This window comes from Streptomyces sp. NPDC021080 (assembly GCF_044333225.1).
In the GTDB taxonomy this organism is placed as follows: Bacteria; Actinomycetota; Actinomycetes; order Streptomycetales; family Streptomycetaceae; genus Streptomyces.
The window spans coordinates 1-16621 of the sequence record NZ_JBIRQM010000042.1 but is presented as its reverse complement, the minus strand read 5'-3'; the positions used below and the strand labels follow the sequence as shown (position 1 = coordinate 16621).

Genomic DNA, 16621 nt, shown 5'->3' with positions numbered 1-16621 from the left:
CCCCGTGAACGTCTCCACCCACATCCGCTCAGCCCTTAACACCCCAGCCATACAAAGAAGATGCCCAGCTCAGAGCCTTGTGCAACACCCTTTAGCCGCCGCCTGCCAGTCACATTGGCCGGTGGCGTGATCGGCCAGTTTGTGGCCTACAAGTAGGAAGAAACCACTCGCCGCGAACGTCGCCAGCGTCGTCAGTTCGTCGATCGCAGTCGCAGGCCGTCACCGTCCACGACAGCTGTCGCGGAGTAGTTCGGCCGATCACAGCGGGGCAGATCGGTGACGATGCCGGCCAGCTGACAAGTCGATCCCAACCAACCAGACAGAAGCGACTGGCGTCCGCGTGCCGGCGTCCCTGCGCGCCAGCACGCCATGTGAAGGTCGTGCCTGCCACCCCGACAAGCCTGGCAACTGCCATGCCCACCCAGTCCCACGCCACAACGGAATGGTGATGGGCTAACAACGCCCCGTCTGGCGCACGCCACTCGGTGGAAGGCCGGCACCAGCCGGCAGAAAACCAGGTCACGGCAGCGCCGAAAGCCAGGAGCACCGCGGTGGTGGGCATGGTCATCGGACACTTGCGCTCCACAAGGAGCCATCGCCTTCCGCGTCGATGGCGTGCGTATGGAGCCTGACGGATCCTCTGGGCGGGTTTCTACGAGGAAGTCTCGACGTCAGTCACCCTGGCGATGACCTTGACCCCACTGCTACCGGTCGAGAGTGCTGTCTCGTGGTACGACAGCTGGGTCTGATCGGTCAGCTCCATTGTCTGCGTGATCGCTCCGCTCTCATCGCCCCGGATCTCGTACGTGATGGAGATCGTCGCGTCGGGATCCAGCGGGATCACGCTGGCGTAAGCCAAGTTGGGTTCGACGGTGACGTTGCACCCCGCCGAACCGAAGCACTGCTTCTGGGTGGTCTTCAGGGTCAGCTCGAAGTCATCGGGCGACGGGTCGGTGTTGTACACCTCCTGCGTCTCGTCGTCTGAGGCGTCCGCCGCCTTCGCGTCGTCCTCGGCCGGTGCCGCGGAATACGACGATGCGGCCTTCGAGCTGCCGCCGGACTCGGAGTCGTCCATGAGGAGCCCGATCCCGCCCATCACCACAGCCGTCACGGCCGCTCCGGTCACCGCCCCCAGCAAAAACGGCTTCCGCGCACCCTGCTGCTTGGGTGCACCCGGTTCTTCCGGCGTGACGCTCGGCGCCTCCGGAGCCGCGTCCAGCGCGGCAGGTACGGCGGCGGGTGGTTCTGGAAGCGTGACGAGCTCGTCCACGTGCGTCTTCTCCTGGTGTACCGCGAAAGCATGTGAACCCGGTCGCGACCGGGACCAGGTGACGCTATTGCAGATATGCCTACCTCATCTGCAGTTGCACCTATTCAACCGAATCTTGATCGCTCGGTGCGACAGAAGCGGCACACAGTGAACACCTCAACAGCCCCGGTACGAAGTAGTGCGGGTGAACTGGCACTCCGGGAACGAATCCTGCGGCAACTCCACCAGAAGCCCGACTTGGCGACGGACAGCAGGGCGCCGGACCAGGCTCCGCCTGCCACCGTCCTCGCCACGGCTTTCGGCGACGCGGAGACCTACGTCCTTACCCGTGAGTGCTGGGACCATCCCCGCACGTGCGGGGGGCAGAGATCAGCGGCGCCGGAGACCGCGGCGCGCGATCGATGCCCGGCTGTGCGCCGACCGGGGCCCGGGGCAAGAGTATTTCGGGGCGCTTCTGGATCGATTCGGGTTCACCCATGGACGGTATTGATCATCTCGCCGCCCGATTTGAGCGGACCAGGACGATACCGCTGCGCCGAACTATGGTGCGGTCCTACGGTAGGACTGCCGAAATGGCGGACCGTCGAGCGAGGGGCCGATGAGCGTGGACATTCCGCTGGTGGACGCGATTGCCGCAGTGCGGGACGAGTTGTTGGAGGCGGCGCGGACCAGTGGCGACCACCCCGACCTGGTGTTCGCCGTCGGCCCGGTGGAGATGGAGTTCGAGGTCGAGTTGCGGGCCGATGCCAATGCCAAGGCGGGCTTCAAGATCTTTGCCATCGGTGCAGAGACGGGGGCCGGAGTGTCCCGTGGCCGTACTCACCGGGTGTCTTTCACGCTCACGCCGCGCGCGGCGCACGGCGGCGACCTGCTGGTCAGTGGCGACCCGGCGCGTCCGGCCGGGCCGGGGCCCACGGAGGGGTTGCTCCCCGGCTGACCGGGGCCCGGGCAGGTTGCAAGGCCGGGCCCGGTAGGAATGACGACGGATCGGGTGCGGGCGGGGGGACAGGGTGGACCGGCAGCAGGTGGTGGGGGTTGAAGCGTCGGGTCGACCGGCGTCCGGCTATGCGGTTGGCAGGCGGTTGGTCCTGACGTCCGCGCACGCCGTGGCAGGTGGGACGGGCGGAGGCCCGAGTGCGGTCGGCCTCCCGGCGCGGGTGTTCCGGCCGGGCAAGGCCGGAATCTTCGACGCGGTCGTGGTGTGGTGCGGCACGGTCGGCGGCCGTGCCGACGCGGCGCTCCTGCGCGTCGACGGCCTGGCGTGGACGCCGTCGCCGCCTGTGCGATGGGGGCGGCTGGTCACCGACCGCACGGGGGTCGAGTGCAAGGCGTGGGGCCTGCCGGAGTACGCACAGCGCGAGGGGTGGCCCGCCCAGGTGGAGCAGGTGTCCGGGTGGCTGAATCCGGGAAGCGGATACGTCGCCAACCGGCACGTGATGACGGTTCGGGAGCCGCCGCCCGAGCGTGCCGAACTGCCCTCCCCCTGGGGCGGGATGTCGGGCGGGGCGGTCTTCTGCGGTCCGCTGCTCACCGGTGTGGTGCAGGCCGATCGGGCACACTCCGGGGGCACACAATTGGTGCTGTCGCCCGCGTATGCACTGCACCACGAGCAGGGGTTTCGGGAGGCGCTGACTGCGTACGACGTGCCGCCCGCTGAGCTTGAACCGGTGGAACTGCACGAGCTGGCCGACTTGGCCGCCCACCCCGAGCGGTACGGCGCGCCCAAACGCTCGCCGGCCGCACTGCTGCACGCCGACCGCCGGATCGTCCCGTTCCATGGCCGGACCGGGCTGCTTGCAGAGCTGGCGCAGTGGTGCGCACCGGCGGGCTTCGACGTGGCGCTCGTGCATGGGCCGGCCGGGCAGGGCAAAACCCGGCTGGCCCATGAGCTGGCCCTGCGGCTGGCCGGCGACGGGTGGGCCGTGCTGTGGCCGAAGCCCGAGGCGTCCACCGAGGACCTGCGTGCGCTAAGGGATCTGACGAAGCCTCTGCTGGTCGTGCTGGACTACGCGGAGAGCCGGAGCGCGCAGGTCCTTGGGCTGGTGGCGGCGGCAGCCGACCAATCGGGGAGCCAGCCGTTCAAGGTGTTGCTGGTGGCCCGGGCCCGTGGCGACTGGTGGGAGCGCGAGCTGCACAGTCGGGTCGGGGAGTATCTGGATGGGGCACCGGAGTGGCGGCTGGACGGGTTGGAGGACGACGAAGCCGCCGCGAGGCCACATGCGTATCGTGTCGCCCTGGAACGGTTCGCGGCAGCGCTGGCTGGGATGTCCGGGTACGCGGGGCCCGACTGGGCGGCCCTGGCTGCTGCCCGCCCAGCCCCCGACGGACTCGACCACCCGCGGAACGGCAATCCGCTGACCTTGCACATGACCGCGCTCGCGGACCTTCTCGACGCCGCCCGGCCTGGCCCACGCGGGCAGGTCGTCAGGCTGGTCGAGGATCGGCTGCTCGTCCACGAACGCAACTATTGGTGGCCCAGTGCTGACACGCGGGGGCTGCGGGCAGCGCTGTCGGAACAGACGCTGCAGGCAGCGCTCGCCGCGGTCCATCTGACCGGTGCCGCCGACCTCGGCCAGGCCCGCGAGCTGTGGCGGCGCATCCCCGCCCTCGCCGATCAGCCGACCGATCTGCGCGATCGGGTCACGCGCTGGCTGGCGGAGCTGTATCCGGCACTACCGCCGCAGCCCTTCAGCACCCTGCAGCCCGACCGGCTCGCCGAGCGCCACGTGGCCCTCGTCCTGTTGAACGACCCCGGCCTGGCCGACAATCTGCTCGACGGGGCGAACCGGGCCCAGCGCGAACAACTGCTCACCGTGTACGCCCGTTCCGCAGCCGACCCGGTGCTGGACGGCCGCCTGGACCGGCATCTCACCAAGCTCTGCGTGAGTCACCACCGTCGGCTCGCCGAAGCCGTCGTCGCCACCGCGACCCGGCTCGCGAGGCCCGAGCCGCTGATCGCCGCGCTCACCGCCGTGATCGAAGACCCGACTACTCCGCTCGCGGACCTGCGAGCCCTGCACGACCTGTTCCCCGGATCCAGCCTGACCCTGGTGCACACCGCGGTGCGGCTCGGCCGGCGGATCGCCGAGCGGTGCCGTTTGTCGGCCGTCACGGACCCGGCCACGTACACACCGGTGCTGGCCATGGCGCTGCTCCGGCTGGCGGAGTCGCTCGGCGAGGCCGGGCTGCAGCCGGAAGCCGTCGACGTGGCCCGGGAGGCGGCCGAGCTCCACCGGGGCTTGGCCGAGGACGACCCAGAGCAGTACCTGTCCCGACTCGCGCTGAGCCTCGGCGCGCTGTCCAGAATGCTGCTGGAGCTGGGACGGAGCGAGGAGTCCCTGCCGATCCTGCGGGAGGCGGTGGCAGTCAGCCGTGGTCTCATCGAGCCGGAGGGCAGCGATCTTCTGCTTGACGCGGTCGCGCCCACCGGCCCGATCTCGGCGCGACCCGTCGACGTACAGCTGTCCCAGGCCACCCGGGAGGCAGTCGGTCGATTCCGCCTGCGGGCAGGGACGGATCCCAAGCTCCTTCCCCATCTTGCGCTGATGCTGCTGTTGCTGGCGGCGAGTCTCAGCGACGCGGGGCGGCATGCGGAGGCTGCCACCACGGCCCAAGAGGTGGTGGATCGGCTCGTGGGCCAGAGCGAGCAGGACGGTACGACGCTGATGCTCCTGGCACTGGCCCTCGGGGCGCTGTCCGGACTCGGGGGTGAGGCAGACCGTGGCGCGGATGCGGCGAATACGGCGCTCGACGCGGTGGACCTGCTCCGGGCGGCGGCGGGGCGCAACGAAGCGGACGCGCTGGCTCTCGCCGTGGCTTTGACAGGACTGTCCAGGGCGATGAGCGCCGCCGGCCGGCACGACGAAGCGGTGGCGCTCGCTGACGAGGCGGCTGAGTGGCTGCGCCGGCATGTGGAGGACGACCCGGACACCCATCTGAAGTACGTGGCCCAGGGTTTGCACAATCTCGCAGTTCAGCAGAGCGAGTTGGGCGAGCGGGACGCGGCGCTGGCGACGGCTGCGGAGTCGGTACAGCACCACCGCACGCTGGCCGAGCCCGGCTCGGGTGCGCACCAGTGGGGTCTCGCGACATCCCTCGTCACGCTGGCCAAAACCCTGGCCGACACGGGTCGCTGGGCGGAGTGCCAGGACGCGGGCCGGGAAGCGGCCGCGCTGTGCCGCGACCTGATGGATCGGGAGCCGACGGACGATCTATTCGTCTTCGGCCTGGCAACAGCCCTGCTGAGCGAGGCGCAGGGGCTGAGGAGCATGGGTCGGACCGCCGAGGCACAGGTGGTGGTGGAGCAGGCGGTCGCCCTGTGCCGAACGCTGTCGGCCGAGAGTCCGAACGCGCGGTACCGGCTACTTCCGGAGGCTCTGGCCCTGCTGAGTGGGGACCTGTGCTCACTGGGTGAGTGGGAGGCAGCCGAGTCGGCGGGCCGGGAGGCCGTCGCGATCGGCCGGAAGCTTGCCGGCCAGCTCCCGGCGGGCCGCTTGCCGGCGTCGACCGTCGGCCTGCTCGGACTGTTCAGCGCACTGGATGAGACCGGGCAGGCCGAGGAGGCGCTGCAGGTGATCGAGGAGGCGGTCCGCGACTACCGCTCCGTCGATGTGGCCCCCGGCGGACTCGCGATGGCCTTGGCCTTGAAAGCCAAAGGCCTTGCCGCACTGGGTCGGTGGGACGAGGCAGCGACCGTGGGAGAGGAAGCGGTGGCCCGAAGCCGGACCCTCGCCGAACGCCATCCGAGGGCACACCAACTTGGGCTCTGCCTCGCTCTGAACCTTCAATCGCTCAGCCTCGACAACCTGAAGCGCTGGTCGGAATCGGTCGAACTGGCCCGAGAGTCGGTCACCTGCGCCCGACGGCAGCCGGCTGACGCGGGCTTCTTCCAGATTCAGTTGGCGCTCGGCCTGAACAACCTCGCCAGCGGGTTGACGGAACTCGGTCGCTACGAGGAGGGATTGGCAGCAGCAGAGGAGGCCGTCTCGCACTACCGGGAGATGGCCGGGCGCCTGCCAAGGGTGTACACGCCCGGGCTGACCGCAGCGCTGTGCAACCTCGCCTGTGCCTTGGAGCAGGCCGGCCGTACCGAGGAAGCGGCTGCCGTCGTCGACGAGGCGGTAGCGCGGTGCCGGTGGTTGGTCGAGCGGCTGTCGCCTGGCCACCGCCCACTGCTGGTCGCGGCTACGGACGGGCTCGTCAGTGTGTTGGAGCTGCTGGGCCGCCGGGAGGAGGCCCGAGCGGCGCGGGCGGAACGCATCGGCCACCTGCGGCTGCTCGCCGTGGATACCCCGGCAGCCTGGTTGCCCTCCCTGGTGCGGGCGTTGGACGACAGCGCCGACGAACTCCTGGCGGCGGGACGGCCGGAGAAGGCGCTGGTTGACCTCCGAGAGGCGACCACGCTTGCCGGGAGTCTCCCCGACCGCTACAGCGAGCTGATCGGAACGCTCTTGAACCGCCTGGCCGCGTTGCTGGCCAAGTCGGCCCACTGGGAGGAGGCACGGGTTCAGAGCGAGGCGGCGGTCGAGCACTGGCGGGCTGCGGCCGCGGGAGAAAACGAGCACCTTGCGCAGTTGGGTCTGGCGCTGACCGTCCTGTCGGGTGTCCTGACGGTGCTGGGCCGCTGGCAGGAAGGGCTGACAGCCGGAGAGGAGGCGATCGGATACCTACGGGCGACGAGCAGTGAGGAAGCATCCTCGGCAACGCTGGCGATGGCGTTGACCGCGATCGTCGCCCCACTGGCGAGGCTGAGCCGATGGGACGCGGCGTTGGCCGCGGGCGAAGAGGCCGTTGATCGTCTGCGGGCGGCTGACGATCAAGGAGCCGGGGCCGCTTCGCTCCTGGGGGCAGCGTTGGTGAGCCTTGCCACACCCTTGGCAGGGCTGGGCCGTCCAGAGGACGCCTTCGCGGTCACCGGGGAAGGGATCGCCCTGCTCCGGAACGTGGCGGCCGACCACCCGGCGTTCAACCCAATGATGCTGGCGGAAGCGTTGGCAACGAGGACTCATCAGCTGGCCGGACTGGAGAGGTGGCAGGACGTGCTGACGGTCGGCCAGGAGGCGGTGGAGTCACTGCGCTCGCTCTTCGTGGCCGCTTCGACAGTCCATCGCCCCATGCTGGCGTACGCGTTGGTGCCCCTAGGCCGTGCCCTGGGTGAGGCGGGCCGGTGGGCGGAGGCCGTGGAGCATTGGGAGGAGGCCGCGGAGCACCTCGACGAACTCGCGGAGAACCAGCCCGAGCTCTTCCTCACCTCACTCGCGGAGGTCGCAGGCCTGCGGTCGGGTGGTCTGCTGGCGATCGGTCGACCCGACGAGGCCCGCGTGATGAGTCGATCGGCCCTGAAGCGAATCCGGGCATTGGACGGCGAGGATTCGGTGCACCGACCCGCCTCGCTCGCGGTGGGCTGGAGCATGGTGGCCCTGGTACTGAACCAGCAGGACAGAAGCGGCGAAACCGCCGACGCCTTGCGGGAGGCCGTGGCACTCCGCCGCGACCCGGCCGAGCAGGAACCCGACCAGTACCTGCCCGTGCTCGCCGAGTCGCTGCTCTTCCTGGCCGTCGCGCTGGCCGAGTCCGATCGGGAACCGGAAGCAGTGGTGGCCGGTCAGGAGACTTGTGAGCTCGGCCGCATGCTGTTCGCGGCCGACCCCGTGGGCCGTTTGCCGTTCCTCGCCATGGCGCTGGCCCAACAGGTGTCGCTGTTCACGGTGACGGACCGATGGGCCGAGGCCGCAGACCTCGCGGAGGAGCACGTTAGCCACAGCCGCGCCCTGGCCGCCGCCGATCCCGCAAGTCTGCCCGACCTCGCTAACGCACTCTTCATGCTGGGACTGTCACGGTACGCGGCGGACCGGACCGGGGAAGCGGTGGCGCCGCTCCGCGAGGCGGTTGCCCACCTCCGGGTGCTCGTCGAGGACGACCCCGAAGCCTTCAGCGAGGCGTATCAGGATGCGATCGAATTACTGGACGAAGTCGAGGCCGAAGGCTGACCCGTCGACGCAGCCAGCGGGCGCGGTCGCCCTCGGGCGGACCAGGGACGGCCCAGCCCTGCCGTACGCGTGATGGCGGCTGCGCCCAAGTCGACGGCATCGGGCCCCTCCACAGAGGAGAGGACACGTCGTCCCTGCCGCCAAGGTGTCACCACCATGCCTGACGCGTAAAGAGCAGCAGGTCAGGAAGCGTGCGAGCAGGGCTGAGTGCCCGGTGGTCCCGGATGACCGTCCAGACATTCGGGACTGCCGGTCCGGCTGCGGACTCCCTCGGGTTGAGGGTAACGGTGTAGCCGAACTCGTTGAGCTCGGTGATGGCTCGACGGGTCGCGCTTCATTGAGCCGCTGGTGCACCGCGGGTTGATCGTTCACGGCGGCTGGCTGCCGAGAGGTGTCACGGGCGTGAGCCGGCTGCGCTGGAGGCTGTCTGCTTACCTCCTTTGAGTTGGCGTGTCGGACGGTCGGTGCCGGTCAGCGGCGACAGAGTGGCGCGAGACGCCTATCCGAAGGAACGCGCATGCCCGAAGTCACCACTCCGTACGCAACCGGTACCCCGTGCTGGGTCGATCTGATGGCGCAGGACCAGCAGGCCGCGCTGGACTTCTACGCCGATCTGCTCGGCTGGAGGGGGCAGCCGGGCCCGGCCGAATTCGGCGGATACGCGGTCTGTGAGCTCAACGGCAAGGCCGTGGCCGGAATCGGTCCGGCGATGGCCCCGGAGGGTATGCCGGAGCCGCCGACCGTCTGGACCAGTTACCTGGCCAGCACCGACGCCCAGGCCACCCAGGACGCGATCGTGTCCGCCGGCGGCACCCTGCTCGTTCCGACCATGGATGTCGGCGACCTGGGCAAAATGCTGGTCGCCGCCGACCCGCAGGGCGCGGTCTTCGGCGTGTGGCAGCCCGGCGAGTTCTTCGGCGCCCGGGTGGTCAACGAGCCCGGTGCACTGACCTGGAACGAGCTGCACACCAGCGACGTCCTGGCCGCCACCGCCTTCTACGGTGAAGCGTTCGGCATCGAGATCGAGCCGCTGGACGGCGCCGACAGCTACTGGCAACTACAGGTCGGCGGCCGGGCGGTCGGCGGCGCCACCCTCCTCGCCAACGACCCGCCCGGCACTCCCGCGCACTGGCTGACCTACTTCGCCGTCGACGACACCGACTCCACCGTCGACGCCCTGGTCAAGCGCGGCGGTACCGTGCTGGCCCCGCCGTTCGACATGATGGCGGGCCGGATGTCGGTGGTCGCCGACCCGCAGGGCGCCCCGTTCGCCCTGATCAAGCCCCAACCGCTGTAGATCAGGCAGCGGGTGCTCCGGCCACTTCGGCCCGGCCACCTTGAGAGGTGGACGGGCACGGCACTGTGCAGGACGTGCGGAAGAACAGCCGAAGCCACGGGAGCCGCCGTGCTACCGGCGGCACTTCGTCGTGTCGCAGTGTCCGTTCAGCTCCCGTCGGCGCCATGGGGCCGGGCGGACTCGGTGAACGGTGCTCGGGTTTTACCGGGCCGGGCGGCAATCTTGAGATAGCCCGATCCGCGCTGTGCCGGAACGCCCGGATCGCCGAGTAGCCCGCGAACACGGCGCTCGATCTCGTCGCGGACGGAGCGGACGTAGTCGACGGACTGGCTGGCACGGTCGTCGAGGGTGCATTGGTGGTAGTGCTTGCCGGGGAAGCCGGGCATGCGTCGCCGCATCCCATGCTGACGACGACCGCGAACGCAACAGCAGGTACGCGCTCATCACGGGCAAGCAGTGAAGGCCGTACGCCTGTGCTGTTCTGGGTGACTGCGAAAGGATCGAGGAAGTCGGCTCAGCACGACTGTCAGTGCGGACTGCCAGGATGACGTCATGTCCCAGACGATCATCAGCGAACCGGATGAAAGCGGCCTGAAGAGCTCGTCGCGCCAGCAGTCCTTCACGCAGCCCGCTCCGCTTTACGAACTGTCGAGAGCCGACCGGTACGAAGCCCAAAAGAGGAGCTGGCAGGAGCACACACGAGCGTGGCGTGCCGAAATGCTGCCTCTCCTCGCTGAGGTACGCGCGCAGATTGCGCGCCAGGAGGCGGAAACCGAGGTCCTGCGGAGCAGGATCGTGGCCGCCGTTCGCGAGGTCGTGGAGCCTCGCAGGCTCACCATCGGCCAGGTGCCCGTCCTCGCCGAGCAGTGGGCAGACTCCGCGGACGCCGCCCATGTCGGGCTGCGGGATGCGACCAAACGACTGTGGCGATGCACGGTAGAGCCCTCGCACGGCACCTGGCCGGCGCCGCCGAAGGACCGAAGCCGTACGCCGAGACCGAGTATGTGCCCGAAGTGCTCGGGTGCCAGCCCCCGCCCCGGGAAGCTCCCTGCTCTCGAACGGTCGATCGCCGCCATCCCCCCGCTCGCCGCGGAGCTGCACCCCTCTTCCGGGAGACCGGAGGAAATCAGCTACGGCAGCAACGAGGTCGTGCGCTGGCGCCACTTGGTTCTCGCCGTCCGGCCCCAGTCCGGTGAGTGGTACCTGGCCACCCACGAGTGGGAGCAGACGCCGAAGAGCCGTACGGGAACACGGATCAAGGATGGGGAACTGAAGGGCGTCAACGGCTGCCGCGTCTGCAACTCGGACGACGCGGATCGATCGAACAGTCTCAAGTCCTGGTATCCCGAACTCGCCGAACAGTGGATTTCGGGCCCGGACGGGCGCACCCCGGAGAACACGCCTGTCGGCTCGAAGATCGAAGTCATGTGGAAGTGCCCGGACCCGGAACATCCTGCCTGGCCGGCACCGCCGAACCGGCGTACGGCCAAGGCTCTGCGTTCTGGGTGCGAGCGATGCAGCCACAACGTTTCCGGCAAGCAGACGGCTCTGTTCCACGAGCTGCGCACGCACCTCCCGAACCTCGAGTTGGAAGCGCCGATGCTTCTCGCGCCGCAGGCAGGAAGCCGTTACCGGTGCGTCCGCGTCGACATGCGCGACGAGACCATCCGGCTGGTCGTTGAGTTCGACGGATGGAAATCCCACGGGCCCGAAGGGTGGCGCAACCGGACCGACGACGACCGGCGCAAGACACAACGGCTTCTCGCCGAAGGCGAGCATGTCATCCGGGTCCGTGAGGATCTTGAGCCCGTCGGGCCCCACGACGTGGTCGTCGGATCGGGCTGGTCGGCTTGGAAGGTCACCCTCACCGTCCTCAAACGCATCCACCAGCTCGGCCTGCACCCCTTGCCCGGACTGGCCGGCTACGAAGCGCGTGGAACGGAAGCAGCCGCCGCCGACGCGGAAGCCGCCCTTCTCGGTGAGCGGTACCAGCCGCGCCGGCTCCCCAAGCCGGTGGCGCCGCCGCGCGAGCAGCGCGGCCTCAAAGCGACCCTGCCTCCGCCTGGCAGCCGCCTCACGCCCATTGGCCCGCCGTACAAGAATCCGACCCCGAGAGCGGGCAGTCTGCGCGATTACGTATGCGATTGCGGCGGCACGCTCATCGGCGCGGTGCAGGCCGACGTCAGCCGGGGCAACACACTGAGCTGCGGCTGCCTCGCGAAGGAGGCCAAGACCCGCGCTCGAGGGCGGACAGACCACGTCCTCGTCCAGGCTGCCCGTCATTGGGCCGCAGGACATGGCGTCGAGCCCGGCACTTCAGGCGCCCTCGACGCCCGTGTTCTCGCCTCCTACCGGCTGTACACCGCCGGACGCGCCGACCTCCTCGGATCGGACAGCCTCATCCCGGAAGGCACCGTTCGCCACTGGGCCGAAGCGAACCGTATCCCGCTCCTGAACCGCGACCGCCTTCCGGCACGCGCCTGGCGTGACTACGCCGACGAGCAGTTGCATCAGAACCACCGCAGATAGGTGCCCTCGACGGCCGGGTTCAGGATCTTGGCGGTTCGGGCAGAGCCGGGAGATGCCGTCCTCGAACACCATCTCTCCGCCCTCCTTCACCAGCTCCTTCGCCGCCGGCCAATGCGCCGGCGGCATCCCCTTCATCGCCTCCTCGCCCGGCAGCGCGCGGTACTGCTTCATCGCGTGCGCGGCCGTCGCCGTGTGTCCTGCCCGTCAAAGTGGAACGACGTGCCGCCAACACCATCGCGTCGACGTCCTCCTGTGGCGTCGACCTGACAAAACGACGTGGTATCAGGGCGGCGATGACGGCTGCATCGAGTACCCCAACCACCAGTACTGAGCGCTGAACCGGCCTGCCTACCCCTCATCGGCCTCCTGGGCGGCGGCTTCGTTGGCGCGGTCGATCTCGGCCATGTGCTCCTCCGCCCAGGTCCGCAGCCCCGCAAGCGCGGCTTCCAGGGACAGCCCGAGTCCGGTGAGCCGGTAGAAAACCCGAGGCGGCACGGTCGGTTCGACCCGGCGTGACACCAGCCCGTCGCGGGTCAGGCTTCGCAGGGTCACGGACAGCATCTTCTGCGACACGCCGGGCATCCGGCGTCTCAGCTCCGCGAAGCGCACCTCGTCCGGTGCAGCATCGGCGAGCGTCTTGACGGCCATGGACGTCCACTTCGTACCGATGCGGTCCAGCAACTGCCGCGTCGGACAATGGGGATCGAACAGATCGCCGCGCACCCCGTTACCGGGGGCCCGGGCTCCTCGGGTAGTCACCTGTGGCTCATCACCTTTCCTGAAAGTGCCGTCTAGGAAGCGGTCGGTCAGTTACCTATCGTTTGGTGGTCACCAATGGTAACCATCCGGGAGGAACCGTCATGCCCGTCACCACCGCACACCACCTGCGCCGCATCGCGACGAACGGTGTCCAACTCAATGTCGCAATCGCCGGGGACGGACCTGCGGTTCTCCTGCTGCACGGCTTCCCGCACACCTGGCAACTCTGGAGCAACATCATGGGCCGACTGGCCGGGCAGTACCGGGTCATCGCCCCGGACCTTCGAGGCTTCGGTGCCAGTGCACGCGCCGTCGAGGGGTACGACGCAGGCACCCTCGCCGCCGACGTCGAAGGGCTGCTCGACGCACTCGGCGAGCCCTCGGCAGCGGTGGTCGGCATCGACGCGGGCACCGCCCCCGCCGTCCTGCTCGCGCTGCGCCGGCCCAGCCTCGTCCGGCGCCTGGTCGTGATGGAGGCACTGCTCGGCCGCCTGCCCGGAGCGGAGGACGTCGTCGCGGGCGGTGCCCCGTGGTGGTTCGGCTTCCACGCCGTCCCCGGCCTCGCCGAGACCGTCCTGGCCGGCAACGAGGCCCCGTACGTCAACTGGTTCCTCGACTCGGGGACGCTCGGGCGAGGAGTACCCGACGACATCCGTGCCGCCTTCGTCCACGCATACACCGGGAGTGAGGCCCTGAGCTGCGCGTTCTCCTATTACCGGGCCCTGCCCACCAGCGCGCACCAGATCCAGGACGCCGTCGCAACGGCCCGGCTGACCATGCCCACCATGGCCATCGGCTCCCACCCCGTCGACGCCGGGCTCGAACGCCAACTCCGCCCCATCACCGACGACCTGGTCGCACACCACCTCCAAGACTGCGGCCACATCATCCCCCTTGACCGCCCCGACGCGCTATACGCGCTCCTTGCCCCCTTCCTCTCCGCCGATCTGCCGACGTGACCGGAGCGGGGCCGAAGGATCACGGTCGGCGGTTCGGGCGTTCGTCCCAGCGGTGAGTTGTCCAAGACCGCCGGATCAGACTGCGCACGGTGATGACCGTGTCGGCGAGGTCGAAGAAGGCATCGATGACAGTGACGCGACGCTCGTAGCACCGGGCGAGACGGTGAAAGGCGTTCCGCCACGCGCGAGTGCGTTCGACATGCCAACGCCGACCGGCCCCAATGGGCGCCTGCTCCCCTGTGTGCGCGATGCGTCCGTGCAGGCCTCGTATGCTGAGCACGGGTGGTGTCCGAGTCGTAGCCGACGCCCAGGTGCACGGTGATCGTGTCGGGCAACGGGCCGAGACCCTCCAGACCGTGCAGAGTCGGGGCAAGCAGCGGAGCGGCGAGAGGTCCTGGGGCCGGGGACGGCGGCGAGGGCGCCATGCACTGGCTGCACATCCTGATCGAGATCAAGAACGACGGCGTCAGTGATGGGCCCAGCCCATGAGAACCTGGCTGGACTATCGTGTCGGATCAGAGCGGGTCGTCGTCCCCGTCTCGTGTCCATTCCTCGCGCGGCAGCAGACGCGAGAGGATCCTTTGGGCCTCGTCGCGGACCCCGGCGTCTTCATCGGCGGCGAGCTCGTGCAGTTGCTGGATCAGCCGGTCCGCGCCGTCGGTCGTCATCCACTCGGGGTTGCAGTCCAGAGCGGCCCCAAGCTGATCTATGGTCGAGAACTCGACAGCCTGGCTGCTGGCCAGTAGCACGCAGCGAAGGCCGGCGGTGTCCTTGCGTGCGAGCAGTGCCTCTGCCGTCTCCTGGGTGACCGCGGAGTCTCGGCGATCCAAGAGGAGGCGGTGGAGAACGTCCGCCACTTCGTCAAGCCTGTCCGAGGCCGCAAGCCGCCGACCGGCCGCTGCGCGCACGGACCAGTCCGGGGAATCGGCATTCCGAAGGGCCGTGCTCAGTTCTTGATCACCGGGAGACGCCATGCTCCCAGCCTGTCAGGGACGTCGCTGATCTCCACGCGATTTCCTGGCTAGGCCGTTTCGTTCGGATCTTGCAAGGCTTGTCATACCTCCCATGTGGAGATGCAAGCCGAGGAGGCAGCGCAACGTTGGCTGGCTGATCAGGGCGTCAGCCAGGTGCGCAACGGGTGGGTGAGCGACGAGAAGCCGGACGCGCTACTTACCGCCAACCAGGTAGCACACTCCTGGGCCGGTGATGTGCTCGCCGAAGACCTGGATGATGCCGACCAGGCGCGGTTGGCTTTCGGACTGCTGGACCTCCTCGACGAGTACTGGGGCACGTGCGAGATCCAATTCGCGAACGAGGGTGCGGAGGGTCCCCTGCCGGCCAGCGCGTGCTGCTGCAGGCGCGAAGGCTCCCTGTTGCCAGGCGCGGACCGCGGCGCGATCCCACAGCCTCGCGCGGCTGCGGAGATGCCGAAGCCGATCACGCGGGGGCCGTCAGGGGACGCCGGCGACCGCGACCGCCGCCGTGAGCGTGGGTTCGGCCGGTCAGCGTTCCGGGAGCACGCCCGGTGCCGTGGGCGGGCTCCCCGCGAGCCGATCCGGAGGGATGAGTCGCGGCGGCGCTGTCATGGAGATACGGCGATCCCCAGGGAGTCGGCGCCCATGGCCTTCGGGGCACCCTTCTCGTAGAAGACGTCGAGTTCGGCGATGGTGAAGCCGGCGGAAGTGAGCAGGTCGACGATGGGCCTGGTGAGATGGCAGCCGTCGAAGATGCGCTGCTCCATCGGGTCGAGGCGGTGCTGCCAACGGCGTACCTGCTCGTCCGGGGCCAGGCCGTGTTCCACGAAGTGCAGGGTCCTTCCGGGCCTGAGGACACGTCGGACCTCGCGCAGGGCGGCGTCCGCGTCGGGGATGGTGCAGAGCGTCCAGGTCGACAGGGCGGCATCGAAACTGTCGTCGGCGAAGGGCAGCGACTGGCCGTCCACCCCACAGCGCTCCACCGGGGTGGCGGTCGCGCCCAGACGCCGGGCTGCAGCCCGGCTGCAGCCCGGGACGGCAATGCGAGCCGGTACGGATGCACCGTGGTCAGCCACATGCCGACGAGGAACAGACCGGTCCGGCCTTCCCGGCAGAGCGCGGCCGAGCCGGCCCACCCGCAGCCGACGCCCAGCCGGAACAGCCAGGTCATGATCCAGCCGAACGCGCAGCCCCACGCCCCACAGCCGGCACAGCCCCTCAGCAGGCGGCGGGCCATCTCCGACACAGCGGCGATCGCAGCCCTTCAGCAGGTGGCAGGCCATCTCCGACACGGCGGCGATCGCGGCCCGGTCGACGAGCAGCCCTCACCGGCAGGCGACCGCGAACGTAGCGGCCTCCGTCGCGGGTGCGGCCATGTCCTGGCAAGTGCGCCGGCAGCCGCCGTCGGCACGGACCAGCAGCCCGCTGTCGCCGACCCGGTACACGGCCGACGCGAAAACCACCCTGTCGACCCCCACCCCGGCCACCCAGGCGACCGGCACGACGAGCCTCACCTCACACAGCCCATGACACCAGCAGACCGAACAGCACTCACACACGAACACGTTGCATCAGACACGGCACAGAACCCACTCCAACCCGCCCCGGACACAACCCACGCAGGCCCGCTTCGGACATCCAGCGCGCAGCCCCGCATCACCCGGATAAACGTGCGTGCCTCGCACACCTGCCCCGCCACCTGTGCCAGCGTTGTCCGCATCGCGGCAGTTTCGCCCGCACGGCGGTCCTCTAGTGCTCTGACCGCGAAGGTTCGCCGGGTTGGTGGTCGTGACGGTTGGATGTGCGGTGACGTCCATTCCGACCGCAGGAGCCGCCGTGGCCGA

General features: G+C 69.3%; 11 protein-coding genes and 1 pseudogene. 5 read left to right on the top strand and 7 right to left on the bottom strand.

What is annotated here, in order from left to right; all coding sequences use genetic code 11:
* Positions 1–652: 652 nt before the first annotated feature.
* Positions 653–1270, bottom strand: a complete 618-nt coding sequence (locus ACH4S8_RS44525; protein WP_398404977.1) for a hypothetical protein — start codon at positions 1268–1270, stop codon at positions 653–655.
* A gap of 604 nt (positions 1271–1874) precedes the next feature.
* Here ACH4S8_RS44525 and ACH4S8_RS44520 point away from each other — a divergent pair.
* The 3 genes from ACH4S8_RS44520 to ACH4S8_RS44510 all read left to right on the top strand — a co-directional run bounded on the left by ACH4S8_RS44520 (position 1875) and on the right by ACH4S8_RS44510 (position 9556).
* Positions 1875–2207 (top strand): trypco2 family protein, encoded by a 333-nt coding sequence (locus ACH4S8_RS44520; protein ID WP_398404975.1) that lies wholly within the window; start codon positions 1875–1877, stop codon positions 2205–2207.
* 73 nt (positions 2208–2280) lie between these two features.
* Positions 2281–8259 (top strand): hypothetical protein, encoded by a 5979-nt coding sequence (locus ACH4S8_RS44515; protein WP_398404973.1) that lies wholly within the window; start codon positions 2281–2283, stop codon positions 8257–8259.
* Positions 8260–8776: 517 nt separating this feature from the next.
* Complete coding sequence (locus tag ACH4S8_RS44510; RefSeq protein ID WP_398404971.1) at positions 8777–9556, top strand: VOC family protein; 780 nt, start codon at positions 8777–8779, stop codon at positions 9554–9556.
* A gap of 146 nt (positions 9557–9702) precedes the next feature.
* Here the strand turns inward: ACH4S8_RS44510 and ACH4S8_RS44505 are convergent, their stop codons facing one another.
* The gene (locus tag ACH4S8_RS44505) at positions 9703–9942 is read right to left on the bottom strand and encodes a hypothetical protein (protein ID WP_398404969.1); all 240 of its coding nucleotides are present in this window, start codon (positions 9940–9942) and stop codon (positions 9703–9705) included.
* Between the two features lie 166 nt (positions 9943–10108).
* Here ACH4S8_RS44505 and ACH4S8_RS44500 point away from each other — a divergent pair, with 166 nt between their 5' ends.
* Positions 10109–12085: a zinc-ribbon domain-containing protein gene (locus tag ACH4S8_RS44500; RefSeq protein ID WP_398404967.1), complete on the top strand. Its 1977-nt coding sequence runs from the start codon at positions 10109–10111 to the stop codon at positions 12083–12085.
* A 348-nt stretch (positions 12086–12433) separates the two neighbouring features.
* Here the strand turns inward: ACH4S8_RS44500 and ACH4S8_RS44495 are convergent, their stop codons facing one another.
* Entirely contained in the window at positions 12434–12844 is a 411-nt protein-coding gene (locus ACH4S8_RS44495) for a winged helix-turn-helix transcriptional regulator (RefSeq protein ID WP_398404965.1), read from the bottom strand.
* A 101-nt stretch (positions 12845–12945) separates the two neighbouring features.
* Between ACH4S8_RS44495 and ACH4S8_RS44490 the strand changes: the two genes are divergently transcribed.
* The gene (locus ACH4S8_RS44490; RefSeq protein WP_398404963.1) at positions 12946–13803 is read left to right on the top strand and encodes an alpha/beta fold hydrolase; all 858 of its coding nucleotides are present in this window, start codon (positions 12946–12948) and stop codon (positions 13801–13803) included.
* 19 nt (positions 13804–13822) lie between these two features.
* On the opposite strand, the pseudogene ACH4S8_RS44485 reads toward ACH4S8_RS44490, so the two are convergent.
* From ACH4S8_RS44485 to ACH4S8_RS44470, 4 genes and pseudogenes are all read right to left on the bottom strand, one after another.
* A pseudogene (locus ACH4S8_RS44485) lies at positions 13823–14186 on the bottom strand (IS5/IS1182 family transposase); the annotation flags it as partial.
* Positions 14187–14318: 132 nt separating this feature from the next.
* Positions 14319–14633: a hypothetical protein gene (locus ACH4S8_RS44480; protein ID WP_398404961.1), complete on the bottom strand. Its 315-nt coding sequence runs from the start codon at positions 14631–14633 to the stop codon at positions 14319–14321.
* A gap of 752 nt (positions 14634–15385) precedes the next feature.
* A complete protein-coding gene (locus tag ACH4S8_RS44475) occupies positions 15386–16060 on the bottom strand; it encodes a class I SAM-dependent methyltransferase (RefSeq protein WP_398404979.1) in 675 nt (224 codons plus the stop codon).
* 42 nt (positions 16061–16102) lie between these two features.
* Positions 16103–16291: a hypothetical protein gene (locus ACH4S8_RS44470; RefSeq protein ID WP_398404959.1), complete on the bottom strand. Its 189-nt coding sequence runs from the start codon at positions 16289–16291 to the stop codon at positions 16103–16105.
* Between the last annotated feature and the right edge of the window lie 330 nt (positions 16292–16621).